The 26,666-nt window shown below is 45.4% G+C and carries 27 protein-coding genes; 19 read left to right on the top strand and 8 right to left on the bottom strand.

Annotation, left to right across the window (positions count from 1 at the left end; all coding sequences use genetic code 11):
- Window positions 1-48: 48 nt before the first annotated feature.
- The 5 genes from RBH91_RS16705 (at window position 49) to RBH91_RS16685 (ending at window position 2,549) form a co-directional block, all read left to right on the top strand.
- Window positions 49-411 (top strand): DnaJ family domain-containing protein, encoded by a 363-nt coding sequence (locus RBH91_RS16705; protein ID WP_076761394.1) that lies wholly within the window; start codon window positions 49-51, stop codon window positions 409-411.
- Between the two features lie 117 nt (window positions 412-528).
- Window positions 529-1,635 (top strand): response regulator aspartate phosphatase, encoded by a 1,107-nt coding sequence (locus tag RBH91_RS16700; RefSeq protein WP_307892272.1) that lies wholly within the window; start codon window positions 529-531, stop codon window positions 1,633-1,635.
- The gene (locus tag RBH91_RS16695) at window positions 1,632-1,778 is read left to right on the top strand and encodes a hypothetical protein (protein WP_164470235.1); all 147 of its coding nucleotides are present in this window, start codon (window positions 1,632-1,634) and stop codon (window positions 1,776-1,778) included. Before RBH91_RS16700 ends, RBH91_RS16695 begins: the two co-directional genes overlap by 4 nt.
- A 67-nt stretch (window positions 1,779-1,845) precedes the next feature.
- Window positions 1,846-2,160, top strand: a complete 315-nt coding sequence (locus RBH91_RS16690) for a rhodanese-like domain-containing protein (protein ID WP_076761396.1) — start codon at window positions 1,846-1,848, stop codon at window positions 2,158-2,160.
- A gap of 206 nt (window positions 2,161-2,366) precedes the next feature.
- The gene (locus RBH91_RS16685) at window positions 2,367-2,549 is read left to right on the top strand and encodes a sporulation protein Cse60 (protein WP_026588319.1); all 183 of its coding nucleotides are present in this window, start codon (window positions 2,367-2,369) and stop codon (window positions 2,547-2,549) included.
- A gap of 35 nt (window positions 2,550-2,584) precedes the next feature.
- Here RBH91_RS16685 and opuD read toward each other — a convergent pair whose 3' ends face one another.
- Window positions 2,585-4,120, bottom strand: a complete 1,536-nt coding sequence (opuD, locus tag RBH91_RS16680; RefSeq protein WP_094777327.1) for a glycine betaine transporter OpuD — start codon at window positions 4,118-4,120, stop codon at window positions 2,585-2,587.
- Window positions 4,121-4,350: 230 nt separating this feature from the next.
- Window positions 4,351-5,625: a BaiN/RdsA family NAD(P)/FAD-dependent oxidoreductase gene (locus tag RBH91_RS16675; RefSeq protein ID WP_307892271.1), complete on the bottom strand. Its 1,275-nt coding sequence runs from the start codon at window positions 5,623-5,625 to the stop codon at window positions 4,351-4,353.
- A 241-nt stretch (window positions 5,626-5,866) separates the two neighbouring features.
- Between RBH91_RS16675 and RBH91_RS16670 the strand changes: the two genes are divergently transcribed.
- Both RBH91_RS16670 and RBH91_RS16665 read left to right on the top strand, forming a co-directional pair.
- Window positions 5,867-7,495, top strand: coding sequence for a putative polysaccharide biosynthesis protein (locus tag RBH91_RS16670; RefSeq protein WP_307892270.1), 1,629 nt, complete (start codon window positions 5,867-5,869; stop codon window positions 7,493-7,495).
- Window positions 7,496-7,538: 43 nt separating this feature from the next.
- Window positions 7,539-8,276 carry a pseudouridine synthase gene (locus RBH91_RS16665; RefSeq protein ID WP_076761400.1) on the top strand — a complete coding sequence of 246 codons (738 nt, stop codon included), beginning with the start codon at window positions 7,539-7,541 and terminating at the stop codon, window positions 8,274-8,276.
- 143 nt (window positions 8,277-8,419) lie between these two features.
- Here the strand turns inward: RBH91_RS16665 and RBH91_RS16660 are convergent, their stop codons facing one another.
- Window positions 8,420-8,641, bottom strand: a complete 222-nt coding sequence (locus tag RBH91_RS16660; protein WP_003184500.1) for a DeoR family transcriptional regulator — start codon at window positions 8,639-8,641, stop codon at window positions 8,420-8,422.
- 268 nt (window positions 8,642-8,909) lie between these two features.
- Between RBH91_RS16660 and RBH91_RS16655 the strand changes: the two genes are divergently transcribed.
- On the top strand, window positions 8,910-9,617 hold the full coding sequence (locus RBH91_RS16655) for an ABC transporter ATP-binding protein (RefSeq protein ID WP_404802448.1): 708 nt from the start codon (window positions 8,910-8,912) through the stop codon (window positions 9,615-9,617).
- Window positions 9,614-10,780 carry an ABC transporter permease gene (locus RBH91_RS16650; protein ID WP_307892269.1) on the top strand — a complete coding sequence of 389 codons (1,167 nt, stop codon included), beginning with the start codon at window positions 9,614-9,616 and terminating at the stop codon, window positions 10,778-10,780. Before RBH91_RS16655 ends, RBH91_RS16650 begins: the two co-directional genes overlap by 4 nt.
- 20 nt (window positions 10,781-10,800) lie before the next feature.
- Here the strand turns inward: RBH91_RS16650 and RBH91_RS16645 are convergent, their stop codons facing one another.
- Window positions 10,801-12,108: an NCS2 family permease gene (locus RBH91_RS16645; RefSeq protein WP_307892268.1), complete on the bottom strand. Its 1,308-nt coding sequence runs from the start codon at window positions 12,106-12,108 to the stop codon at window positions 10,801-10,803.
- Between the two features lie 107 nt (window positions 12,109-12,215).
- On the opposite strand from RBH91_RS16645, the gene pepV reads away from it, so the two are divergent.
- Complete coding sequence (gene pepV, locus RBH91_RS16640; RefSeq protein WP_307892267.1) at window positions 12,216-13,607, top strand: dipeptidase PepV; 1,392 nt, start codon at window positions 12,216-12,218, stop codon at window positions 13,605-13,607.
- A gap of 305 nt (window positions 13,608-13,912) precedes the next feature.
- On the opposite strand, the gene cysK is transcribed toward pepV, so the two are convergent.
- Entirely contained in the window at window positions 13,913-14,836 is a 924-nt protein-coding gene (gene cysK / locus RBH91_RS16635) for a cysteine synthase A (protein WP_076761404.1), read from the bottom strand.
- 135 nt (window positions 14,837-14,971) lie between these two features.
- Here cysK and thpR point away from each other — a divergent pair, with 135 nt between their 5' ends.
- The 5 genes from thpR (at window position 14,972) to RBH91_RS16610 (ending at window position 20,628) form a co-directional block, all read left to right on the top strand.
- On the top strand, window positions 14,972-15,577 hold the full coding sequence (gene thpR / locus RBH91_RS16630) for an RNA 2',3'-cyclic phosphodiesterase (protein ID WP_307892266.1): 606 nt from the start codon (window positions 14,972-14,974) through the stop codon (window positions 15,575-15,577).
- Window positions 15,561-16,505: a hypothetical protein gene (locus RBH91_RS16625; RefSeq protein ID WP_307892265.1), complete on the top strand. Its 945-nt coding sequence runs from the start codon at window positions 15,561-15,563 to the stop codon at window positions 16,503-16,505. Before thpR ends, RBH91_RS16625 begins: the two co-directional genes overlap by 17 nt.
- A gap of 52 nt (window positions 16,506-16,557) precedes the next feature.
- Entirely contained in the window at window positions 16,558-17,478 is a 921-nt protein-coding gene (locus RBH91_RS16620; RefSeq protein ID WP_307892264.1) for a YegS/Rv2252/BmrU family lipid kinase, read from the top strand.
- Window positions 17,479-17,503: 25 nt separating this feature from the next.
- A complete protein-coding gene (pulA, locus tag RBH91_RS16615) occupies window positions 17,504-19,636 on the top strand; it encodes a type I pullulanase (RefSeq protein WP_307892263.1) in 2,133 nt (710 codons plus the stop codon).
- 188 nt (window positions 19,637-19,824) lie between these two features.
- Window positions 19,825-20,628, top strand: coding sequence for a phosphotransferase family protein (locus RBH91_RS16610; protein ID WP_307892262.1), 804 nt, complete (start codon window positions 19,825-19,827; stop codon window positions 20,626-20,628).
- Here the strand turns inward: RBH91_RS16610 and RBH91_RS16605 are convergent.
- Entirely contained in the window at window positions 20,623-20,901 is a 279-nt protein-coding gene (locus RBH91_RS16605; protein WP_076761410.1) for a YtzH-like family protein, read from the bottom strand. The genes RBH91_RS16610 and RBH91_RS16605 overlap by 6 nt on opposite strands.
- A gap of 179 nt (window positions 20,902-21,080) precedes the next feature.
- Between RBH91_RS16605 and trmB the strand changes: the two genes are divergently transcribed.
- From trmB to RBH91_RS16590, 3 genes are all read left to right on the top strand, one after another.
- Window positions 21,081-21,722 carry a tRNA (guanosine(46)-N7)-methyltransferase TrmB gene (gene trmB / locus RBH91_RS16600; protein ID WP_076761411.1) on the top strand — a complete coding sequence of 214 codons (642 nt, stop codon included), beginning with the start codon at window positions 21,081-21,083 and terminating at the stop codon, window positions 21,720-21,722.
- 89 nt (window positions 21,723-21,811) lie between these two features.
- Window positions 21,812-22,657 (top strand): YtnP family quorum-quenching lactonase, encoded by an 846-nt coding sequence (locus tag RBH91_RS16595; protein ID WP_076761451.1) that lies wholly within the window; start codon window positions 21,812-21,814, stop codon window positions 22,655-22,657.
- Between the two features lie 30 nt (window positions 22,658-22,687).
- Complete coding sequence (locus RBH91_RS16590) at window positions 22,688-24,445, top strand: NAD-dependent malic enzyme (RefSeq protein ID WP_404802447.1); 1,758 nt, start codon at window positions 22,688-22,690, stop codon at window positions 24,443-24,445.
- Window positions 24,446-24,479: 34 nt separating this feature from the next.
- On the opposite strand, the gene RBH91_RS16585 is transcribed toward RBH91_RS16590, so the two are convergent.
- Entirely contained in the window at window positions 24,480-24,794 is a 315-nt protein-coding gene (locus tag RBH91_RS16585; RefSeq protein ID WP_076761413.1) for a PepSY domain-containing protein, read from the bottom strand.
- Between the two features lie 138 nt (window positions 24,795-24,932).
- On the opposite strand from RBH91_RS16585, the gene RBH91_RS16580 reads away from it, so the two are divergent.
- Window positions 24,933-26,006 (top strand): M42 family metallopeptidase, encoded by a 1,074-nt coding sequence (locus RBH91_RS16580; protein ID WP_076761414.1) that lies wholly within the window; start codon window positions 24,933-24,935, stop codon window positions 26,004-26,006.
- A 37-nt stretch (window positions 26,007-26,043) separates the two neighbouring features.
- On the opposite strand, the gene RBH91_RS16575 is transcribed toward RBH91_RS16580, so the two are convergent.
- Complete coding sequence (locus RBH91_RS16575; RefSeq protein ID WP_076761415.1) at window positions 26,044-26,490, bottom strand: YtoQ family protein; 447 nt, start codon at window positions 26,488-26,490, stop codon at window positions 26,044-26,046.
- Window positions 26,491-26,666: the final 176 nt, after the last annotated feature.

Raw genomic sequence — 26,666 nt, 5'->3', positions numbered from 1 at the left:
TGACGGTTATTCCGAAGGTGTGCTTCTCAATGAAAGGAGCTGGTGAACATGAGCAAAGAAAATGATAAACGGTATATTCATTGGATCGATCAAGCCGTGAAAGACGGTCTTGATAAAGATGGGGGGATACAGTCGCTGCCTGGTTTCGGCAAGCCGCTCAGCAAAGAAGCGCTTCATGGAAATGCGCTTTCAAGCACCCTTAAAAACGCCCGCTATCTTCCCGATTGGCTGAGACTGCAAAAAGACATCAAACAAGAAATAGAAAAAGCCATTACATCTAATCAAGGCGAAGAACAAATCGACTTGATCAACCGGAAAATCAAAAAATATAATCTTTCCTGTCCAAGCCAATTCCAAAAAAGCTTTGTCACAAAACAAAACCTCGAAAACCAGCTGAAGCATTGGAGCTGAGAAATGGGTTTCCTCATGAAAATTTTTTCATCACCATAAACAATTGCCAAAAACAATCATTTTCTGTAAAATAAAGTTAGCAAAAACGTTTAAAAATAAGAAAGGATGAATCAAGAAGTGGATGCGAAAACGGCGTACGAAAAGGCGGCCGGGCTCTTGAACCAGTGGTATACCATGATCAAGCGCCATGAAGCGCTCCAGGCTGTATCTTTAAAACATGAAATTGAGAATCTGCTTTCGGGAATGGAGAAACACGGAGAATTGCAGCTCTATTTTTATCTTTTGGACTACCGGTTCAAACTGATGACAGAACAGTTTGCCGAATCTGCGGAGCTCTTCAGAGAGATCAAACGGCAGAAGAATGCGATTCGGCATGCGGATGATATCATCCAGTACTATTTTTACTTTTTTTCGGACATGTATGAATTTTATGAGAAAAATTATTATGAGTCGATCAGCTGCTACAAAAAAGCCGAAAACAAATTGTATAAAATCACCGATGACATTGAAAGAGCCGAATTTCATTATAAAATCGCAATCGCCTACTATCAGATAGATGATCATTTCCGTTCTTTGAATCATGCTGAAAAAGCGCTCTCAATCTTCAGCAAGCATGAAGAATACATAGATAAAGCTATAGGATGCGAAATGCTTCTCGGCTCAATTCAGTTTGATCTGTTCCGCATGAAACAAGCGGAGGAACACTACAAAAGGGCATTAGATCAAGCCGTTTCCTTTCATAATCAAAGAATTATCGGACTCATCTATCATAATATGGGGCAGAACTACGCCAATCAAAGCATGCCGCTTTTGGCAGAGGAGCATTTCAGAAAAGCTCTTGCCGTTGACATTCATAAGCAATCCGTCTTTGGAATCTACACCATTTTTGAATTGTCTCACGTCTTATACAAAAACGGCCGCAGAGAGGAAGCAAGACAGCTCTGTAAAGAAGGTTTTTCCAGGTCTGTCGAACAGGGGGAGGAAGAATATACAGCGAAATTCCGGCTTATTTTTGCTGTATATGATACTGGAAATCCGCTTGACATCGAGTTTTCATTGGAATACTTGGCTGATAAGAAGCTTTGGCCGCATGTTGCCGAGCTGACAAAAGACATTGCTGATTACTATACAGGGATGGGTGATGATGAAAGAAGTGCTGTTTATCTTGAGAAATCCCTTTATGCGAAAAATCAAATATGCAAAGTGAAGGAGGAGTTCATATGAAAAAGTCCATATGTGTTTCAGCCGTCATGCTGGTCTGCCTGCTCGGAGGAGGATTTACAGAGGGAGCCTTCTCCAAAAACGAGCCTGTCCAAACGTCTGGAAAATCCGTATTCCCTGACAGCGGACTGAACAAAAACGCCTGAAATAGAAATCGACTCCCGACTTTTGCTATAATAATCTCATCTCGCGGAATTGAAGGGAGCTTGAAATATGACAGTAAAAGAAATCACTCCTGATGAGCTGAAAGAAAAGCTTTCAAAAGGAGAAACGCTCAACATCATTGATGTGAGAGAGGATGAAGAAGTAGCAGAAGGGATGATACCGGAAGCCGTTCATATGAAGATGGGTGACATTCCTGAAAAAATCGGTGCTTTTCAAAAAGACCAATCTTATATCTTTGTCTGCCGATCCGGGAAGCGCAGTGAAAACGTCTGTCTCTATCTGGAGGACAAAGGGTTTGATGTCACAAACATGATCGGCGGCATGCTTGAATGGACCGGTGACACGAAGCCGAAAACAAAATAAGATCGATGACTACAGCTTCTTATCTTGACGGTAAGAAGTTTTTTAGCTTGCTGTCGATGGAGTATAGCAGAAAAGAACGTCAAAAGGCGGCAAAATAAGCGCTGCCTTCCCTTTTGCCTTAGCGTTTGGCATTGTCGACAGAATCATTTTTTTGTTCATAACTTCGGCTGTCCTCGAATACCTTTCATAGAGAAAGGAGAGAGCGTATGCTGAAGGTTGCCGTATTTGATGAAGAACATGAAAAAGATTTGCAGCACGAAATCAACGAATTTTTAAAAAAGCTGTCTGAAGACCAGCTGGTCGATATAAAATATGACGTATCCGCCGCATGCGATCCTCAAGGTGAGCAGCTTTACTGTTTTTCGGCGCTGATTTTATACAGGAAATGAAAACAGCTCTTCATTGCTGAAGAGCTGTTTTTGGTTTACGCTTTTTTCACCCGCGGGCTTCTTGGTTTTTGATATTGTTCCGCTTTTTTAATCTCTTTCCGTTCTTGGGACAGAGATTTGTACAGTGAAACCATCATGAAAATAATTACGATTGAAAATGGCAGGGCGGCCAGGATGGCGGTGTTTTGCAACGCCGATAGTCCGCCTGAATACAGAAGCGCCGCAGCCATTGCTGACTGGATGATGCCCCATGATATCTTGACCGAATTCTCAGGATTCAGTGAACCGTAAGTCGTTTGCATTCCGAGAACAAATGTTGCCGAGTCTGCAGAAGTGATAAAGAATACGGCAATGAGCACCAAGGCAACGATAGATGTAATCATAGCCAGCGGGTAGTGGTCAAACACTCCAAACAGCATCGTGTCTGTGGACAGTTTTGCAACGTTAAAGGTCCCTTTTTGCTGAAGATCCATCGCTGAGACCCCGAAAATTGAAAACCATAGAAACGCCAGCACAGTAGGCGCAAACAAGACGGCAATCAAAAATTCCCTGATTGTGCGCCCCCTTGATACGCGGGCGATGAAAATACCGACAAACGGTGACCAGGAGATCCACCAAGCCCAGTAGAAAATCGTCCATGAATTGATCCATTCACGGCTGTCCGGATCATTAGGCGCAAGGCGGAAGCTCATTTGCACCACGTTGGAGATATACGTTCCGATCGTGTCCGTAAACGAGTTCATAATTAATACCGTCGGTCCGACGAACAGCATAAAGATCATCAGGACGCCGGCCAGCACCATGTTCGTATTGCTCAAATACTTGATGCCTTTTCCGATTCCGCTCCATGAGGAAATTAAGAACAGAACGGTGATGATTGCAATGATCGCCAGTTGCACCTGGAAGCTGTTCGGCACTCCGAATAGATAATGGAGTCCGCCGTTGATCTGCGTGGCGCCGATTCCGAGACTAGTCGCTACACCGACGACGGTTGCAAATACAGCGATGCAGTCAATCCCTTTTCCAAGCGGTCCGTTGACTCTGTCGCCGAAGACCGGAAACAGCGTCGCGCTGATCAAGCCAGGCGCGTCTTTTCTGAATTGAAAGTACGCGATGCAAAGGGCAACGATCGCATAGATCGCCCAAGCATGCAATCCCCAGTGAAAAAATGTATACCTCAGCGAATCTCTGAAGGCCTGGGCTGTTTCTGTTTCACCTGATGGAGAGCTAATGGCATAATGGCTGATCGGTTCAGCCGCGCCATAAAATACGAGACCAATGCCCATACCTGCGCTAAAAAGCATGGCAAACCAAGATAATCGAGAGAATTCGGGTTTTTCTTCAGGTTTCCCTAATTTGATCTTTCCGATCGGACTGAAGATCAAAAAGATGCTGAATGCGACAAACAGAGAAACCACCAATAAGTAATACCATCCGAGTGTGTTCGTAACATAACCTTGAATCGAAGTCGTTAACGCCTGAAGGTTATCCGGAGCAACGATTCCCCATAATACAGCTGCTGCTGTGATAACAATCACAATCCAAAAAACACTAGAAATATTTTTCAAAATCATCCTCACCCTTTAATTCATTTTTCGTCCTTCTTCCATCCATATGTTTAGTATGAGTTGCACATAGAAAATTCATTCTCTCTCAGGAAGTTTGACCAAGCTTCCCCTATTACCCCACAATCAGGTGAAACAAAACTCTTTAACCGTAACATACTTTTTCAAAAGGGTACAAGTCTGAATCTTGGATCGGGGTCTTGTCAATCCATGTTTGTCAAGGAGTTGAGCCAATTTTATTTTTTTCTTTGACCAATTGAAAATTCGCCTGCATTTAAGCCTGCAAGCCTTCCTGTGACAAGGGCAGATGTGATATTATACCCACCCGTATATCCGTGGATATCGAGAATTTCCCCGCAGAAATACAGGCCGTCCGTCTTTTTTGACGCCATTTTTTTAGGATCGATTTCTTTTACGGAAACACCGCCTCCGGTCACAAAGGCTTTTTCAAGCGAAAGCGTGCCGTTCACGCTGACGGTAAACTCCTTGCAGTCTTTTACGAAAGATCTGAAACGCTCTTTAGAAAGGGAAGAAAAGGTTTCAGAAGGATCAATCTGATTGCGTTCAAAAAGAAACAGCAAATACCTTTCCTGCATCCAGGCTTTGAGTACATTTTTGACCGATTTTTTTGGAGCGTCCTTCAACTCTTTTTGCATCTGCTGAAAAAGCTGTTCTTCATGAAGATCTGGGAACAAGTCAATTTTCAGTCTGACGCTTTCCTGTTTTTTTAGCTCCTTTACGACAAATTGGCTGCATCGCAGCACGGCAGGTCCTGAAAGGCCGAAATGGGTAAATATCATATCCATCTGGTGTGTGATGACGGGTTTGCCTTTTTTGTTCAAGACACTTAAAGCAACATTTCTCAATGATAAGCCCTGCAGTGTTTTTTGCTTGATAAAAGGTTCGCTGGAAGTGACCGGAACCTCTGTCGGGAAAAGCTCTGTAATCTTGTGGCCGGCTTTTTCAGCCCATTCATAGCCGTCTCCCGTGGATCCCGTGTGAGGCACGCTTTTACCGCCGACTGCCACAACGACAGCTCCGGCCAGAATTTTTTCGTCATTGTTTGTTATGATGCCGCATGCCTTCTGATCTTCGTATAGAACGGTTTTCACCTTTTCGTTCGCTCGGATTCTTACATGCAGCTGTTCAAGTCTGTTCAACAGAGCATCTACAACGCTTTGCGCTTTATCAGAAACGGGGAACATTCTTCCATGATCCTCTTCCTTCAGCTTGACGCCGAGACGCTCAAAAAACTTGATGATGTCTTCATTGTTAAATTCGGAAAAAGCGCTGTATAAGAAGCGTCCGTTACCGGGAATATGCCGGATGATCTCATCAATAGGAAGGCGGTTGGTGACATTGCAGCGCCCTCCGCCTGAAATGGCCAGTTTGCGGCCGAGTTTGTTTCCTTTATCAATCAGCAAAACGTCCGCTCCCTGCTCACCGGCCGCGATGGCGGCCATAAGTCCTGACGGTCCTCCGCCGATGACGATTACATCAAAATGGTTCATAAAAATATCCTCAACTTTCCTGGGTGTAAAGCCTGCAAGATGCAGGTGGGGCAGATGCCGTCACAGAATGTGAATCGATTCATCCGCGCTCCATTTTATATTATAACGAAAGATTGCCGCCTTTAAAAAAGGATAAGTCAAGTTCTGTTAAAATTTAGCCAAGTTATTATTACCTAGGTAAAGCACCTGTGTGTTAAAATAGAAAAGTTGAATCTACTGAAGAAAAATGGTGATTAGGAACATGTCAAGCAAACTGTTAAGAGGCACGTTTATATTAACGCTTGGTACCTATATTTCAAGAATCCTCGGAATGATCTATTTGATTCCGTTCGGAGCTATGGTCGGTGCCACCGGTGGTGCCCTGTTCCAATATGGTTATAATCAATATACGATTTTTTTAAGCATTGCCACAATGGGTTTTCCGGCGGCCGTGTCCAAGTTTGTTTCAAAATATAATTCGATGGGTGACTATGAAACAACGAGAAAGATGCTGCGCGCCGGAATGTCGATGATGCTCGTCACGGGAATCGTCGCTTTCTCCATTCTTTATTTGTCCGCCCCGTTTTTTGCGGAGGTGGCCCTCGGCGGTTCAGAAAACAACGGACTGACGATTGAACATGTTGTTTACGTTATCCGCATGGTCAGCCTGGCCTTGCTTGTTGTGCCGATATTAGCCCTTGTGCGGGGATTTTTCCAAGGCCACCAGATGATGGGGCCGACAGCCGTTTCTCAGGTTGTTGAACAGCTGGCCAGAATCGTCTTTCTCCTTACTGCGACTTATTTGGTCATGAAAGTGTTAAACGGCGGACTTGTAGTAGCCATCGGCTATGCGACTTTCGCCGCCTTAGTCGGCGCCTTTGCAGGGCTTTTCACTCTTTATTTTTCCTGGCAGAAAAGGAAAGGAGCACTTCTGGCCCTGAAGCCGAACCTCGTTCCGCCGTCAAATATTACGCACAGGGAAATGTTTAAGGAACTGTTCAGCTATGCTGCCCCTTATGTCTTTGTCGGGCTGGCGATCCCGCTTTATCAATATATTGATACGAATACGTTTAACAAGGCGATGATTGCAGCCGGTTATGAAAACATCAGCCAAGACTTATTGGCGATCGTGACGCTGTATATTCCTAAGCTCGTCATGATCCCGGTGTCTCTTGCGACAGCTTTCGGGCTGACATTGATACCTGCGGTGACTGAAAACTTTACCAACAAAGATTTCCCTGCTTTAAACAGGCAGATTGATCAGGCGATGCAGATCATCCTTTTCATCGTCCTGCCGGCATCAGTCGGTATGTCGCTCCTTTCAGGGCCGGTATATACGTTCTTTTACGGGTCGGAAAACCTGCATCCTGAAATGGGACAAGACATCCTGTTCTGGTATGCACCTGTCGCGCTGTTATTTTCGCTTTTCACCGTCAATGCTGCGATTTTGCAAGGTGTCAACAAGCAGAAATTTGCGGTTGTCAGTCTGATGATCGGAATCGTCATCAAAATCGTCCTAAACGTGCCTTTAATCAAGCTGTTTCAGGGCAGCGGATCGATTTTGGCCACGGCTCTCGGCTATTCGGCATCGCTGGTGTACGGCTTCATTATGATCAAACGGCATGCCGGCTATTCATATCGAAAGTTATTGAAAAGATTTTTGCTGATGTTGATTTTGGCGGTGCTCATGGGAATCGTGCTATTGATTGTCCAGGCGTTTCTCGGCTTATTTATTTCATATGAGGACGGCGCGGTTCGTTCCGCTATTGTCATTCTCATCGCATCAGCGATCGGCGGCGCGGTTTACCTGTATTCGGCTTATCGTCTGAAACTGCTGGAAAAAATCTTCGGTCAGCGGTTAAGCCGCTTTTTCAAAAGAAAGGCCTCATAAGCAGGCTTTTCTTTTTATTTAGAAATAAAGGAGGAATGTCTGCATGAGATTGGATAAGCTTCTTTCACACAGCGGCTATGGATCCAGAAAAGACGTCAAAAAAATGCTGAAAAACGGTGCGGTGCGCGTGGACGACAGGATTGTCAAAGATGCGAAAGAACAGGTTGATCCAGATTCACATGAAGTGACGGTTTACGGCGAGCCTGTCAACTATCAGGAATTCATCTACTTGATGATGAACAAGCCGCAGGGCGTGCTGTCAGCGACTGAGGACAGCCGCCAGCAGACGGTTGTTGATCTGCTTGACCCAGAATTCTTAAGGTTTGAACCGTTTCCTGTCGGAAGGCTTGACAAAGATACGGAAGGCCTGCTTATTCTCACCAATGACGGTCAATTGTCACACCAGCTTTTATCGCCTAAAAAACATGTGCCGAAAACATATGAAGTCCATGTAGAAAAGCCGATTGGCCAGGCTGCGGCAGAGCAGCTTGAGAAAGGCGTTGACATCGGTGAAGGGTATGTCACAAAGCCTGCAAAAGCGGTCATTCAAAAAAATGAAAACGGCTGCTATCGGCTGCTTTTGACAATTACAGAAGGGAAATTTCATCAGGTGAAGCGGATGCTGAAGGCTGTCGATCATGAAGTGATCTACTTGAAGCGGCTGAAAATGGGGGATGTTGAACTCGATCCAGAGCTTTTGCCTGGAGAATACAGAGAATTGAATGAATGTGAACTGGCCGCATTAAAAAACAAAAGACACTCTGATCATCCGAGTGTCTGAAAGAGTCGGCTGCGGCCGTATTCTATGAAAAGCAGTTTCAACGATCAAAGCATCGAACTTTCGTAAAGTTTGGTGCTTTTTGTATGTTTAATGGTTGTCTTATATGATATCTTGTCGTTAATGTTCTATTTTTCAGATTATTTCTATGAGGAAATTTTCACTTTTTTTCTTGTTGTTTCCCATTTGCCTCTGCTGGGGCTATGAACTAAATCGTTGTACGCCAACACATTCAGATCACGCTGGATTGTTCTGGGTGTAGTGCCAAATTCATCAACCAGTTCCTGGGTTGTAACGAGTCCCTTTTCTTGAATGAACATGTAGACTGATTTGATCCTGGTTAGCATTCGGTTTGTTGAAGGTTTCAAACAACCACTCCCTATCATATGATCGAATGGACTTGACTACCACAACTTACGACTCCAAAATGCAGCATGGACGATTAACAATCATTTCTTTCAAAATGATCAATAAATATTATACACGATCCAATCGATAAATATCCAGAGAAAAGCCGGAACCAAATTATTGAAAAAATGAAAATAACAGCAGATACCGTGTCATTCAAGGGTATTTTTTTGAAAAATCCTAAACTTTTTCTTTATTGATGCGTAATAAAAGAGGGTGGTGATTATATTGAAGCTTCGTGTACATATTGAACACGCGGGATATGAAGAGGAGAAAGCCGCAATTGAAAACATTCAATTCGCTGTCGGAGCAGGAGAGCTGGTCGGGTTGATCGGCCCGAACGGCGCAGGAAAAAGCACGACGATCAAGACGATCCTCGGTTTAACAAGGCATGTGACAGGGGATGTAAACTGGAATGACACGAACAAATATGCATACATACCGGAACAGCCGAGCTTTTACGATGAGTTGACCCTGTGGGAGCATATCACAGCTTTAGGAACTTTTCTGCAGGAGGATGAGTCCGCCTTTTTTGATAGAGCGAATCAGCTCATTCAACAATTTTCTCTGGAACACGCGATTCATGAGTATCCGGGAACATTCTCAAAAGGAATGCAGCAAAAGCTGATGCTCATCCACGCTTTTTTAATGAAACCGGATATCTATATTATAGATGAACCGTTTATCGGACTCGATCCTATCGCAAACCGTCTTTTTCTGGATATGCTGAAAGAAGAGCAAAGACGCGGAGCGGGGATTCTCTTATGCACTCATGTGCTTGATACGGCAGAAAAAATCTGCGACCGCTTTTTGCTGCTTTCAAACGGCCGTTTGCTGATGGAAGGAACGCTTGAAGAACTGCGGGCAAATACCGGGCTATCAGAAGGTTCGCTCCTCGATTGTTTTTATCATGCTGTAAAGGATCGTTCCCGATGAATGGACGGCTGTTGTTTCAAAGCAGGTTAAAGGCTGATTATCGATATCAGCTCCGCGTGTTGAAATTGGTCATCGATTGGACGGTTGCGCTATATATCATTTTGCCTGCGGCGGCGATTGCAGTTTACCAGTATGTCAAATGGCTGAATGGAGGCGGCTTTCCGCATGATGAATGGCTTGCCAGGTTTGTTTTATTGATTCCGGCTGTTTTTGCGTTGCTTGGATCGGTGCGGACGTTTCTGATGGAAGCTGATCAGCTTTATCTATTACAAAATAAAACGGCCGTTTTTGAGATGAAATTGAACGGCTTCATTTATTGCTTATTGCTTCAGCTTTGCAAATGGCTGTTTATGATGGCGATCTTTTCCCCGATTTTACTCCATCTATTTGATATGGAGCTTTATGCTTGTGGGGCGGTCTTCTTTTTCTATTTTAGCGTCAATCTATTCATCATTGCTTTAAAAAAGCGGCAGATCAAATGGCTGCACAGGCTGAAATACCAAATGTTCCACGCGGGTCGGGTTTCTTTGGTCATGATCTGTGCCTGTGCCGCTGTATTATCGTCTTCTTTTTACATCATGGCGATTATCGGCCTGCTGCTGGCTGCAGCAGCGCTGAAAATCATCATCGATTCGCTCTCGAATATGACGCTGTTTTATGAAGAGGTAGACTTCGAGAATCAGCAAAAGCTCAAACTCGCAAAACTTGTCTTATCATTAAACCAGGACGGAAGCTTGCCGAAAGCCGGGAAAACGATGAGGGCGAAAAAGCCGAGACTGTTTTTTACAAAGTCCCAAAAACTTTTTAAAACACGCACAGTACAAAATGGGTACCGGGAAGTGTTTTTTAAAGTGATGGTTCGTCATCCGGATTATAAAAGACAGCTCTTTCAAATGATCGGCATCTTTACGGCGTTGATTATTTTAGGACCAGTCTGGCTGAAAGCAGCCGCTCTTCTGATTTTTGTTTTTGCCTACCGACACCTCGCAGGCATCCAGTTTGACAAAGTGATGGAGCGCACGGTTTTATTAGGGGCTGACCATGAAAGTACAGCTTTTTATGAAGCCAGACGAAGCTGCATAAACTGGATATTTTATCCGGGGATGCTTTGGTGTTGTCTCAACTTAGCCGTCAGCCTATTGTTAAAAACCCCGTCTTTATGAAAAAGACGGGGTTCCAACGTTTAATGTCCTCCCAAAAAGAACAGGTGTATGAAAAACAGAACAGCAAACACTAAGACAAGCGGATGAATCTCGCGCCATTTTCCTTTTGCGGCTTTTACGATTGGATATGAAATAAATCCAAGCGAAATGCCTGTTGCAATACTGGATGTCAGCGGCATGGCGAGGATCACGAGAAAGGCCGGGAATGCCTCATCGAGCTCTTTCCAGCGGATGTTTGTGACGGCTCCGATCATCATGCTCCCTACAATGATCAATGCCGGGGACGTAATAGCGGCGATGCCTGAGACAGCGCCGACGAGCGGACTGAAAAATAATGCTGCACCAAAGAGTACGGCGACCGTTAAAGATGTAAGCCCCGTTCTTCCGCCTGCGGCAACTCCAGCTGATGACTCAATATAAGCAGTTGTCGGGCTAGTCCCGAACATGGCGCCGATCGTAGTCGCTGTCGAATCGGCAAGAAGTGCTTTTCTCGCGTTTGGCAGTTTGTTGTTTTTCATGAGCCCCGCCTGTTCGGCAACGCCGATCATCGTCCCTGTCGTATCAAAAATGGTAACCAGCAGAAAAGAGAAGACAACCGAATAAAGTCCGTAATGGATGACATCGCCGAAAGCGGCAAACGGGTTTGTGACGATCATTTTCTCAGGCAGATGGGGCATTGACAGAACGCCTTGATCAAAACTGAGCTGGCCGGTCAAAAAGGCAATCAGGCCGGTTAAGATCATCCCGAAAAACAGGGCGCCGTTCACATTCATAACCATCAGAATGATGGAAAAGGCTAGTCCGATCAACGTTAAAATCACTTCGGGCGACTGCATGTCGCCGAGGCCGACTAAATTGGCTTCATTAGCAGTAATGATTCCAGCCCCTCTTAAGCCGACGAATGCGATAAACAATCCGATTCCGGCAGTTATGCCGTATTTTAAATTCGCCGGAATGGCTTCGATCAGTTGTTTTCTAAGCGGTGTTAACGATAAGATAATAAAGAGGATTCCAGCCACAAAAACAGTGCTGAATGCCGTCTGATACGAAATTTCGCCATTTGATGAGCCGACGACTGAAAACGCAAAATATGCGTTGAGCCCCATCCCCGGCGCAATCGCGATCGGAAAATTTGCCCCCAGCGCCATCCAGAGCGTTCCAACGACTGCCGCAATAATCGTGGCAGTGAACACTTGATCAAAAGGAACGCCTGTGCTGGAAAGAATGCTTGGGTTGACGACCACAATATAAACCATCGTAAAGAAGGTTGTGATCCCGGCGAGTATTTCTTTTTTGACTGTGGTTTGGTTTTCTTTTATATTAAACATCATTTCCTCCAATAACGAACATTGTAGCAAAACAATATCTATAATATTCGTTATTGGGCATTTTTGCAAGTGCTTTTGACTAATCTTATAAAAGAAAGGGCGAAAATATGAACTGGAAACAAGAGGTTTTAGAGAGAAAGAGCGAGATCGTTCGGGATATTCAAGATTTCTTAAAAATAAACAGCGTCCTTGATGAATCGACGGCAGAGCCTGACATGCCATTTGGGGAAGGGATTCACCAATGTTTGACAACGCTTTTGGATAAGGGGTCGGCAAACGGCTTTACTGTGAAAAACCTTGATGGATATGCAGGCCATATTGAATGGGGAAAAGGTGAAGAGATCATTGGTGTGCTATGCCATATTGATGTTGTCCCGCCCGGTGACGGCTGGACAAGTGATCCGTTTGCCGCCGAAATCAGAGACGGGCGCATATATGCAAGAGGGGCACTCGATGACAAAGGGCCGACAATGGCTGCGTTTCACGCGCTTAAAATCGTAAAAGAAATGAATCTGCCTTTGTCAAAGCGGATCAGAATCATTATTGGAACAGATGAGGAAAGCGATTGGAGGTGTGTGGAACATTATTTTAAACATGAAGAAATGCCTTCAGCCGGATTTGCACCTGATGCCGATTTTCCAATCATTTATGCAGAAAAAGGACTGATTGATGCAGCTTTAAAAATGAAATGCCCCAAGGTCATAAAGGGTTCGGATCTGGTTTTGCAGACATTCAACTCCGGCCGCCGTCTGAACATGGTCCCGGACGATGCAGAAGCGGTTCTTTCCGGAACGGCAGCAAACGATTTTGAACAGTCTTTTGCACGCTTCGTGAAGGAGAAAAGTGCGGAAGGACGTCTGTATAAAGAAGGAAATCAGCTGGTTTTAAAGGTTTCCGGCAAATCGGCCCATGCGATGGAGCCTAACAACGGAGTCAACGCAGGTCTTGTCTTGGCGGATTTTTTACATACACAAGCGCTCGATGAAGCCGGTCTGCACTTTGTCAAAACGGTTTCCGATGCTTTTGCTGGTGACACGAGAGGGAAAAAAATCGGTATTGCCTGCAGTGACGAGATCAGCGGCGAGTTGACATTAAATGTCGGACGGCTCCATTATGAGCTTGAAAAAGGCGGCGAGGCCGGCATTAATATCCGCTATCCGGTGACAGAGGAGAGCGGCCGGGTGGAAACTGCGCTTGGGCAAGTGGCAGGAACAGAGCTTGTCAGCTTCAAAGACAGCAAGCCTCACCATGTACCAAAAGACCATGAGTTGATCAAAACGCTTCAGCGGGTATATGAGGAGCAGACAGGGGACAAAGCTGAATTGATCTCAATCGGCGGGGCGACATACGCCAGATCTTTAAATGCCGGAGTTGCATTCGGACCGCTGTTCCCGGGCCGGCCTGATATCGCTCATCAAAAAGATGAGTATATGGAAATTGAAGATCTTTTGCAGGCCGTATCATTGTATGCCCAGGCGATTTATGAGTTGGCGAAGTAGCAAAGAGGCCGAGTGAATGGAAGCGAATCGGGCTTCAAAGGGTCTGCGGCAGTTTTTTCTGAGGATGCTGGAACAGACTGATAATAGCAATGATAAAAAATAAGACCGCTCTTTTTGGGAGCGGTCTCAGCGTGTCGGCAAACCCTCGCATTCGTTGTCAGGCCTGCGTGTTCTTCGGGATTTTATCCACCCTATCTTTCCTGACATACCTTTTCGGAAAGGCTGCCTCCGCGCAATCATCGGTTGCGTCCTAAAAAGCTTGATTCCAAGCGTTTCAAATTTAAGCCCGGTTTTCGGGCAGAAATCTAAAATAAATCGCTTGATAAGTAGCGTTCTCCGGTATCAGCCGTCATGCAGACGACAATTTTGCCGTGCGGGAGTTTTTTGGCGGTTTCAATGGCGGCGAAACAAGCCGCTCCCGAAGAAGGACCGACGAGAATTCCTTCTTCACGGGCCAATCTGCGCGTCATTTCATAAGCTTCTTCATCTTTTATTTTTAAAATGTCATCATAAACATCTTCGTTTAAAATGTTCGGGATAAATCCTGGGCTTGTCCCGACAAGCTTGTGTTTGCCTGGTTTTCCTCCCGACAGAACGGGGGAACCCGCAGGCTCAGCGACATGAACGGTGATTCCCGGAAACAGCTCTTTCAGTGTTTCACCCGTTCCAGTAATCGTTCCGCCTGTTCCGGCTGTGGCCACAAATGCTGCAAGCGGTCTGCCGATTTCTTCTATTGCCCGGGCAATTTCCAAGGCGGTTGTCTTCCGGTGTGCATCCGGATTGGCTTCATTATCAAACTGCATCGGAATAAAGCTTCCCGGAATCTGTTCCGCAAGTTCCTGCGCTTTTTTGATGCTCCCCGGCATTCTCTCGTCTCCGGGAGTAAGAACGACTTCCGCTCCATATGCTTTTAAGAGGTTGATCCGTTCTTTCGTCATCGTGTCAGGCATGACAAGAATCGCTTTGTAGCCTCTTGCTGCCGCATTCATGGCAAGGCCGATCCCGGTGTTTCCGCTTGTCGGCTCAATGATCGTAGAGCCCGGTTTCAGGAGTCCTTTTTCTTCAGCGGCCAGGATCATTTGATATGCGGCCCGGTCTTTAACACTGCCGCTTGGATTAAAGGATTCAAGCTTTACATAGACTTGCGCCGCATTCTCGGGCTGAACCCGGTTCAATTTGACAAGGGGCGTTTCCCCGATTAATTCTGCAATATTTTGAACCGCTCTCACATTTGTGCACCCTTTCTAGAAACATTTCTTTCAATATCCTATCATAAGGCCGCCAAAAGTGAAAAATAGAGAGGTTATAAGTCCCTTTGTTTTTTGTTAAAATGTAAAGAAGATAAATGGAAGGAAGTCATACATATGTCAGCAAAACCGCATTATTTTATTGGAATTCCGTTTCCGGCTGAATTTGCAGAGCCGCTTTACCGTACGATCAGCAGCCGCCCGGCATTTTCTTTTCATAAATGGGTTCACCCTTCGGACTATCACTTTACCCTCGTGTTTCTAGGTCCGGCTGACGACGAGCAGCTCAGAGCACTTGAGGACAGGCTCAGGCTTATCTCTGATGAGACGTCTCCTTTCGAGCTTGTCTTAAAGCAAATCGGAACATTCGGCAAGGCGTCTCAGCCAAGGATTCTTCATGTTGAACCAGAATACTCAGCCCCCCTTTTTCATGTAAGAGAACGGGTTGAAAAAGCTGCGGCTGCGGTCGGTTTTGAGATTGAAAAGCGGCCCTTTCGCCCCCATATGACAGTCGCCCGGAAGTGGAAAGGCTCCGCTCCTTTCAACGCACGCTCAGAACCGCTGGAAGGCGGCATTTCATTTACAGCCCGGCAGTACACCATCTTTCAGACCCATCTAGATCGGCTTCCCAAATACGAACACAAAGCCGTTTTTCCTTTTGGCAGCCGCAAGATAACAGAAAAGCAAGATTCGGAGATGAACTTTGATGGCACAGATTATTAAAATACAGGATTGCATTTCAAGATATGAGCAAGACCCTTACCACTATATGAATCAGTATATCCGCTTGAAAAAACAGCGCTGGCAGTCGCTCACAGAGATGGCGAGAGAAAAAGAGGAGAGGCTATTTCACAATGGAGGAACTGCCTCAGAGGACACAGACAGCCCAAAAAAGAAAAAATTTTTATTAAAAAGAAAAAAAGAAACATCCGATATTAATAATGGAATAGAAGCCGATGATCAATGGTTTAACGGTTTGGAAGAGGATGTAGATGAAAGGCTTTTCGCAAGAATCCCAGCGGACAGAAAAGAGCTTGCTTCTTTTTTTAAAGAACACCTCTATCAATTTCAGCTGAAGTGGGCAAGTTCGACGATTTCAGACATATCCAGCCTTTCCCGGGAAATAAAAAACGATAAAATTCTGCAAATTTTGGCGCAGCAGCTGCCCGATTCTTATTTTATCATGTATCACCCGGTGTTACAGGTTAATCAGGCTGCGGTTGAATTGAGCATCATGATACTGACGCCGCTCGAAATTTATTGTATATCATGTCTTGAAGGCGATAAGGAAAGCGCCTTTATCGGTTCCAAAGACCGTTTCTGGAAGGAGAAAACCGTCAGGGGCAGGGAAAAGGCTGTTTTAAATCCGTCCACCGAACTTCTTAGAACAGGTTCGATTCTTTCCCGCCTGTTAAAAGGATCAGAGATTGAACTGCCGGTGCGGAAATTAATCATCAGCAGGACATCATATATCGATTATCCTGAACCTCCATACGGAATCGAGATTTATGACCGAAGACAGTGGCATGAATGGCTGGCGAAACAGCAGAAAAATTTCGCCCCGATCAAAAACCAGGAGCTGAAAGCTGCGAAAATACTGTTATCGTACGGAGTCTCGGAGTCGACACGGAGAGAGGAATGGCTCGATTAACGGTCTGAACATGATCCCGGCTTTTTCATATTATAAGATGGAGAATTGAATCATGAGTGAATGGTATATCATCATCAACCCGAAGGCTGGAAACTCTTCGGCTCTCAGAGTATGGAAGTCATTGCAGAAAGAGCTCAAGAAAGCAAACATATCCTATCGCTCATTTATGACGCAGCATCCGGGACATGCGGAAGTTTTGGCAAGGCAAATTTCGACAATGCAGGATGACAGGCTGAAACGACTGCTCGTTGTCGGCGGTGACGGCACCGTTCATGAAGTCTTAAACGGTTTGGTCAGCCTTCAGAACATTCAGCTGAGCGTCATACCTGCAGGCACAGGAAATGACTTCAAACGCGGATTTTCCGTCAAAAAGTCAACTGTCATCAAGGAAATGAAGAAAGCAGGCCAGTCTTTGACCCGCACCTATTCTCTTGGCAGTTTTCATACAAAAGACAGTGTAAACGAGCTTTACTTTGCCAATCATCTCAGCATAGGTTTTGACGCCTATTTCGCCAAAAAAATGTCTGACATGCCGAAATGGACGGCCTTTCTGAGACTGAATCACCTGATTCAGCCCGTTCTGTTCCTTGTCATCGCTTTTACGTTCAAGCCGTTTGTCCTTTCATATGAAAGCGAAGATGAAAAGCAGACGTTTAAAAAAGTCTGGTTTGCATCTGTTTCGAATCACCCATACTATGGCGGAGGGATGAAGATTGCTCCAAACGCAAATCCGCGGGAGGAGCATTTAGATGTCACGATCATTGAAGATCTCCCGGCGCTGAAAAAAGCTGGGCTTTTGTTTGCGATGATTTTTGGAAGACATATCGGTAAAAGAGGCGTAACCGCGTTTAAAACGAAAGAAATCTATTTGCATACGAATGAAAGAGTACTTTTCCAAGCGGACGGAGAGGTGATCGGTTCGACACCCGTTTTTGTAAAGACCGGGAAAGAATCTCTCCGCTTAAAAGCATAAATTTTCCGTATAAGGAGAGACTGTGATGCCGAAAATCAGCCGCCCTTTTGAAGCTTTTTTGGATGGGATGAACATCATCACCGTTTTATTGCCAAAAAGCCGGATAAGATGCTTTCGTCCGCCTTTTCTGCTTGAAGACGATCAGGGGAAGAGAATGGAGCTTTTCATAAAGGAGACAGCGGAACTGAACGAACATCTCAAGTATGTCCTGGAAAGCGAAAACACTGTTCCTTTTGGTCGAATACACAAAATCTGCTGCGGGGACAGCGAATGGACGGACCTGCAGATCGGGGCCGTCATAAGAACCCCGGAATTTGATAAAGCTCATTTTTATGAAGGTCCCCTCGGCGCTTTTTATTCTAGGGAGCGGACCGTATTTAAAGTATGGGCGCCGACCGCTTCCGCAGCAATGCTTGAGCTTCAAAGTCCCGATCTGGCACAAAAAAAAGCTTTTCAAATGATCAAGAAGAGTAAAGGTGTTTTTGAAATCACCATTGAAGGTAATCTAAACGGCTGGATCTATCTGTATCAGATTCATGTGAATACAGAGCGGCTGGAAACGGTTGATCCATATGCGACAGCCGTTACGGCAAACGGTGAAAAAGGGGTTGTGCTTGATCCTGAAGAGATAAAGGTTGATAAGCACCAAGCTGCACCGTTGTGCAGCCCGTGTGATGCCGTCATTTACGAGGTGCATATCCGTGATTTCTCAATTCATGATGACAGCGGTATGCAGGATAAAGGCAAGTACCTGGCGTTTACAGAGAAAAATACCGAAACGTCTGACGGCTTTTCAACCGGTGTATCCTATTTGCAAGAACTCGGCATCACCCACATTGAACTCCTTCCAGTTCACGATTTTGCCGGAGTTGATGAGCTTGCGCCGGATAAATCTTATAATTGGGGATATAATCCCCTCCATTTTAACGCGCCGGAAGGAAGCTATGCGCTTGATCCGGAACAGCCGAAAAGCCGGATCATCGAGCTGAAAACAGCGATTCAGGCCTTGCACAAAAATGGGTTGAACGTCATCATGGATGCCGTTTATAACCATGTTTTCAAGAGAGAAGCTTCACCTTTTGAAAAAACGGCTCCAGGGTATTTTTTCCGCCATGACGAATTTGGCTTTCCTTCCGATGGAACAGGTGTGGGAAATGATATGGCTTCAGAGCGGCTGATGGTACGGAAATACATTCTCGATTCTGTTCGTTATTGGCTTGAAGACTATGATGTGGATGGAATACGTTTTGACTTAATGGGCATTTTGGATATCGAAACCGTTCTTCAGATCAAAAAGCTTGCCGAAAGTGTGAAGCCGGGGGTGCTGCTTTTCGGTGAAGGCTGGAATTTGAACACCCCGCTTGAAGACGGACAAAAAGCAGCACTGCAGAATGCGGATAAAATGCCGGGAATCGGTTTTTTCAATGATCGATTCAGGGATGCCGTAAAAGGAAGCACATTTGACCTCCCCGACCTGGGATTCGCTTTGGGCGACGTCCGGAAGAAAGCAGCGGTCCAGCAGGGCATTGCCGGCTCTCCAGGTTTTTTATCCCCTAAGCAGTCAATCAATTATGTAGAATCTCATGACAACCACACCTTTTGGGACAAGATGGCTTTCTGTTTAAAAGATGATGAAAAAACAAAGCGGCTCAGACAGCGGCTTGCCATGTCGATCGTCCTCCTGTCGCAAGGCGTCCCATTTCTCCACAGCGGACAGGAATTTTGCCGTACAAAGCAAGGAGACAAAAACAGCTACAAGTCCAGTGATGAAATCAATCAGCTTGACTGGAGAAAAAGAGCCCTGTTTCATGAGGATGCAGAATATGTCCGAAACATGATCGCATTGCGGAAAGAGCACCCTGCCTTTCGGCTGCGAAAACCGGAGGATGTAAAGAAACACCTTTCTTTTATGGAACAAACGGGAGACATGATCGCTTACAGGCTGCACGGAATTGCGGAGATTGACGGATGGAATGAAATCATTGTCGTACACTGTCCATTTGAAAGAAAAGAAGAGCTGAAGCTGCCGGATAAGAAAAGCTATTTATTATATTGCGATCCTTTTACATTTTTCAATGAGCCGATTCCGGTTAACAGCACCCTCCAGCTGAACGGTATCGGTACCTATGTTCTTTGCGAACAAAAAGGGATTTTTTAGTTTTGCTTGACGAAGTTTAGCGTATAGCGCTAAAATTTAAAAGACGGCTATTGTTTAGCACAAATGACTCTCAATAGCCGTCTTTTTATTTGAATATAAAGAGACGATCAATACAGGCAGTTTGCTTCCTGATTGCGGGAGCAAGTGCTTTTAAAATCTTTTAATGAAATGATGGGTTGAAAATCGATATGAACTGGTTGGGACAATTACTAGGTAGCGAATGGGAGATTTCCCCCGCAGGAGGAGCTACAGGAGACGCATATTATGCAGAACATAATGGGCAGCAGCTTTTTTTAAAGCGGAACAGCTCTCCTTTTTTGGCTGTCCTGTCCGCGGAAGGAATTGTTCCTAAGCTCGTTTGGACAAAACGAATGGAAAACGGGGATGTGATTACAGCACAGCACTGGCTCAAGGGCAGAGAGCTGAAACCGAAGGATATGAACAGCCAGGCGGTGGCTGAGATGCTTCGGAAAATCCACAACTCCAAAGAGCTTTTAGATATGCTGAAAAGACTTGGAAAACAGCCTTTTCAGCCAAGCTCTTTGATCACTCAATTGAAGCAATTTATCCAAGCCCGGCAATATCCAATTCCGCAGCTGGATCAAGCGCTTTTTTATCTGGAACATCATCTTGAAGATGTACAGTCCGGGGAAAAGGTCGTATGCCACTGCGATGTCAATCATAATAATTGGCTTCTTACAGATCAGAACCAGCTTTATTTAATCGATTGGGATGGAGCGATGATTGCAGACCCCGCGATTGACTTGGGGCCGCTTCTTTACCATTATGTCGAGGAGCGGGAATGGGAAAGCTGGCTTAAACGCTACGGCGCTTCCTTAACAGACAACCTAAGGTTAAGGATGGCGTGGTACGTATTGGCCGAAACAGCTATGACAACTCTTTGGCAGAAAGCGAAAGAAAATCAAGAAGGCTTTCACCAGGGACTTAAACAGCTGAATATGCTGATAAAGCGTCTCGCCAAATCCTTATGAAAATGAGTCTATGTCTTCCACCCATTGAGTAAGACGGTCTTGATGCTCAAGGATGTGATCGCTGATCGAAGCGGACGATCTGCCTCTCTGGCTGTACAGATAAATGTCTTCCAGCACGCCTTTTAGGTTGCCATCAAGATTCGTATTCGCCATTAAAGACTTAATAATCCGCTCCACCTGTTCGCATTCGGCAACAGTTCCGGAGCAGTCTGCTTGGTGATCTGAGAGAATGTCTTTTAATAGATGAATTTGATTTTCTTGACTTAATCCCATAATATTGGCACTTCCCTTCATTCTCAGGTATATCGATTAAAATGTTCAGAAAGCTGTATTTTATACATGAAGGACCTGAAGGCGAGCTTCGGGTCCTTTTTGCTTTTGAAGAGCTCTTGCGGGACTCCCGCTTTTCATGGTATGTTGTTAGACGATATAATAGATAGAGGTGTAAGTACATGCGAATGCGTCACAAGCCTTGGGCGGATGATTACCTGGCTGAAAATTCCCATATCGTGATTAGCGAACCGTCCCAATATAAAGGGAAATGGCATTCCGTTTTTGGAAATGACAACCCGATCCATATCGAAGTAGGAACCGGAAAGGGTCAGTTTATCTCGGGAATGGCCCAGCAAAATCCGGATGTGAACTATATCGGCATTGAATTATTCAAAAGTGTCATCGTAACGGCGGTTGAGAAAGTTAAACAAACAGAGGCCCCAAATGTAAAGCTGTTAAACATCAATGCCAATGTGCTTTCAGATGTTTTTGCAGACGGAGAAATCGGGCGCGTCTATTTGAACTTTTCTGATCCATGGCCTAAAAAGCGCCATGAAAAGCGCCGTTTGACAAATCAGGCCTTTTTGAAAAAGTATGAAAAGGTTCTCGGCGGCAAGGGAGCGATTCATTTTAAAACGGATAACCGCGGCTTATTTGAATACTCTCTGACAAGCTTCTCTGAATACGGTCTCGTTTTGGCTTTCGTCAGCCTTGACCTGCATCAGAGCGGCTTTGAAGGAAACGTCATGACCGAATATGAAGAAAAATTTGCCGCTAAAGGCCAGCCGATCTACAGAGTTGAAGCTGAATGGAGATCATAAAAAACAGACATCTGCTTGTCTGTTTTTTTTATGCGCTAAAAGCTGAACCTGTTTGGCTTTTTTGCTACGATAAGATGGGAGGGATCATAATGGAAACTTTAAACATTGGAGATATCAAGCTGACATGGCTAAACGGCGGTGTTACCCATATGGACGGAGGAGCCATGTTTGGCGTCGTCCCGAAGCCGCTTTGGTCAAAAAAGTATCATGTGAATGATAAAAATCAGATTGAGCTTAGGACAGACCCCATTCTTGTACAAAAGGACGGAGCCTATCTGTTAATCGATTCAGGAATCGGCCGGGGAAAAATGACGGACAAACAAAAACGAAACTACGGTGTGACAGAGGAATCATCAATTGATGATTCTTTAACATCACTGGGGCTTTCAGCGGCGGATATCGATGCCGTTCTCATGACACACCTTCATTTTGACCATGCCTGCGGTTTGACGCGCTATGAGGGAGATCATCTTGTCTCCGTTTTTCCGAATGCCTCTATTTACACGTCTTCTATAGAATGGGCAGAAATGAAAAATCCGAATATCCGCTCCAAAAATACATACTGGAAAGAAAACTGGGAAGCGGTTCAGCATCAAGTGAAAACCTTTGAGCAAAAACTTGAGGTTATGGATGGTATCACAATGCATCATACTGGCGGACACAGCGACGGCCACTCTGTCATCGTGCTCGAAGATTCTGGTGAAACGGCTCTTCATATGGCAGATATTATGCCGACGCATGCCCATCGGAATCCTTTGTGGGTTCTCGCCTATGATGATTATCCGATGACATCGATTGCCGCCAAACAAACATGGCAGCATAAAGCAGCCGAAAAAAACGCATGGTACATTTTTTATCATGACGCAGTTTACAGAGCTTTAAAATGGGATGGAAACGGCGATATTATAGAATCCGTAAAAAGAGAAAGACGATAACCGGAAGCCTTCGAGAAAGTGCTTTTGTGAATGGTTTGCCTGATTGTTAACCATGCTATAGATAATGAACATTCGAAAGGGAGACGACAGGTGAGCCAGAAAAAGCTGAATGAGCAAGTAATCGAAACACATTTAAGAGGATTTGAAGTTCTTTCGACGCCCCTTCTCAACAAAGGGGTGGCATTTCCTGCTGAAGAAAGGAAAGCCCTTGGTTTAACAGGGCTTCTGCCGCCAAAGGTGCTGACATTGGAGGAGCAGGCGAAGCGGGCCTATCAGCAGTTCCGCTCACAGCCTGATGATTTAAGCAAAAATGTCTATTTGACAGCACTTCATGATAGAAATGAAGTGTTGTTTTACAGGCTGTTGAATGATCATATGACAGAGATGCTGCCAATTGTTTATACGCCGACTGTCGGAACCGCGATTCAGCAATACAGCCATGAATACAGAAAACCGCGGGGCTTGTTTTTATCTGTGAATGATCCTGAAGGGATGAAAACGGCTTTTGAAAACTTAGCGGCAAAGAGGAGCGAGATTGATTTAATCGTTGCTACTGATGCCGAGGGGATTCTCGGCATCGGGGACTGGGGTGTCGGAGGCATTGCCATTTCCATCGGAAAGCTTGCTGTGTACACGGCGGCAGCCGGTATTGATCCAAACAAAGTTCTGCCTGTGGTGATCGATGCTGGGACTAATCAGGAAAGGCTGCTCAACGACCCTCTTTATGTCGGAAACCAGCATTCAAGAATCAGGGGCGAGCGCTATGAATCGTTTATTGATCAGTATGTTCAGATCGCGACCAAGACCTTCCCAGGGGTTTTGCTGCACTGGGAGGATTTTGGCACACAAAACGCCCGCCAGATTTTAAAAAAATATAAAGAAAAGGTATGCACATTTAACGATGATATACAAGGGACAGGCGCAGTGACGCTTGCCGCGGTGCTGGCCGCTGTGAAAATATCGAAAGTGCCGCTGAAAGAGCATAAAGTCGTGATATTTGGAGCGGGTACGGCCGGCATCGGCAATGCCGAGCAAATTCGCGCCGCTTTCTTAAAAGAAGGCCTGTCAGAAGAAGAATCATACCGCCGTTTTTGGTGTGTCGACAGGAATGGTTTGCTGACGGATGATATGACCGATCTTCAAGACCTTCAAAAGCCGTATGCGAGGCCTGCCGGCGAAGTGAAGGAATTTGAACGAAACGGCCCGGGGGAGACGATCGATTTGGCTGAGGTTGTCAAGAAAGTCCATCCTACCATTTTGATCGGCACCTCGACCGTTTCAGGCGCATTCACTGAAGAAATCGTGAAAGAAATGGCGGCTCATGTTAAAAGGCCGGCGATATTCCCGATGTCAAACCCGACGCCATTGTCTGAGGCAAAGCCAGTGGACCTGATCAAATGGACGGAAGGAAGAGCGCTTGTAGCCACTGGAAGTCCGTTTGACCCTGTAGAGTATAACGGTACGGATTATATCATCGGCCAGGCGAACAATGCGTTTGTATTTCCTGGACTTGGGCTTGGAACCCTCGTATCAAAAGCAAGACTGATCACTGACAATATGTTTTTTGCAAGCGCTGAAGCAATAGCAAATATGGTTGATACCGGCCGGCCGGGGGCTTCACTTCTTCCGCAGGTTGAGGAATTGCGGACTGTTTCTGCTACTGTTGCAGCAGCCGTCATCAAAGCTGCCGTTCAGGACGGCGTGGCCGAAGCGGAACTGGAAGATGTCATTCAGGCGGTGCAGGACGCTATGTGGTATCCAGTCTACCGGCCGATTCGCCCCATATAAAAAGATGCGGCATGTTCAAGCCGCATCTTTTACATTACGCCGCTGTGTCAATCACATCAACGATCATACCTGTTTTTGCGTCAACCATGACTTCATATTGCTCAAGCTCTCCAAAAGCGGAACGGGTAATGCCTGTTTTATAAACCGTTACGGTTTCGCCATTGACGGTATATGACTCTGGAACGGTATATATCCATGAGCCGTCAATCGGCCCTCTCTGCTTAAAAGCCGATTTGACGATGCGGAGAGCTTTTTCTGAAGAAATATAAGGTGTCATGACATATTGTTTAACAACAACGGCTGCGGCGATGCCGATTCCGGCCCCCAGAAGAAAATGGCGCAATTTCATAATATACAGCACCTCCAAAGCTTCTTTTTTTTATTATACAGAACATGTCCATTAATGTTAAGGATCGGCTCTCTTCTGGAAACATGCTGCACACTTATGTAAAATGTGAACTAGATACATAAGAAATGAGGGAAACTGATGAATCAGGAAACGAAAACGCTTTTTCAGACGCTGACAGAGCTACCCGGAGCTCCTGGAAATGAACATCTTGTCCGTGCTTTCATGAAAAAGGAGCTTCAAAAATATGCTGACGAGTTGATTCAGGACAGACTCGGAAGTGTGTTTGGCGTAAAAAACGGCCGGGAAGGCAGCCCGAAAATAATGGTTGCGGGTCATATGGATGAAGTAGGGTTTATGGTTACATCCATCACAGACAACGGCATGCTCCGGTTCCAAACGCTTGGCGGATGGTGGAGCCAGGTTCTCTTGGCACAGCGGGTGGAAATTCATACTGAAAACGGGCCGATACCCGGGGTTGTCGCAAGCACGCCTCCGCATTTGTTAACAGATGAACAGCGGAAGCGCCCGATGGACATTAAAAACATGATGATCGATATCGGTGCAGATGACAGGGAAGATGCCGAAAAAATCGGCGTCAAACCGGGTCAGCAAATCGTGCCGATCTGCCCGTTTACCCCGATGGCGAATGAAAAGAAAATCATGGCGAAAGCTTGGGATAATCGCTATGGCTGCGGGCTGAGCATCGAACTCCTGAAAGAACTGCAAGGTACAGAACTCCCGAATACGCTGTATTCCGGTGCGACCGTACAGGAAGAAGTCGGCACAAGAGGCGCTCAGACTGCGGCCAATATGATTCAGCCGGATCTGTTTTTTGCGCTTGATGCAAGTCCTGCAAATGATGCGAGCGGGGACAAAAATCAATTTGGCCAGCTCGGAAAAGGGGTGCTGCTGAGGATTTTCGACCGGACGATGGTGACGCACAGTGAAATGAGGAATTTTGTGCTGGATACCGCTGAATCCAACGACATTCCTTACCAATACTTTGTTTCCCCGGGCGGAACCGATGCCGGAAGGGTTCATATTTCCAACCAAGGAATCCCTTCAGCCGTGATCGGAATCTGTTCAAGATATATCCACACATCGGCCTCAATCATTCATGTTGATGATTACCAAGCGGCAAAAGAGCTGCTCATTAAGCTTGTGAAAGATTGTGACAGCTCCCTGGTCAAATCGATTTTGCAAAACGGCTGAACAAGAAGAACCTGTGCGGTTTGCACAGGTTCTTCTTTTATTGGCTTTCAAATACGTATGATAGTGATTTGATCGCCTGGTTCACGGTTTCAACTGTGATATTCGCTTTGTTCGACAATTCTTTCAATGGATGGTGGAGAGACTCGGGGCGGATGATGATCAGCGGTTTTCCTTTTGCTATAGCGTAAGAAGCATCCATAGCTGTATTCCATTGTTTATATTTTTCTCCGAAAAGCGCGATCACCACATCTGCTTTGTTCATTAAAACGGAAGTTCTGAAATTGTTTAGATCTGATGCTGCATCGTCTTTTGCAATCGAATCGGGCTGTTTTCCCATAATTTCTTCACCGATATTGTCGGAACGGTCATGGTTTTCCATAGGCCCTACAAATGTAATCGGCAGTTTAAGAGATTTCGCCTTTTCTTTCACTTCTTCGCGCCAGTTGCTATGTATTTCTCCGGCAAGATAAATGACAAATTCCATACATCCTCCTCCTGACTTTCATAGGATCGAGACGCGCGCCTGAACGTTAGACGCGACGCCTTAACGAATATTCTTACCCTTTCATTCATCATGTTAAACGAGAATGGCTTGATAAAGCAAAAAAATTATGCTAATGATATGAAGGAGGTTTTAAGGCAAGGTTGTCCCTGCGCAAA

It is taken from the genome of Bacillus swezeyi, from assembly GCF_030908325.1.
Classification (GTDB): Bacteria; Bacillota; Bacilli; order Bacillales; family Bacillaceae; genus Bacillus; species Bacillus swezeyi.
This window is presented reverse-complemented; position numbering and strand designations above follow the sequence as displayed.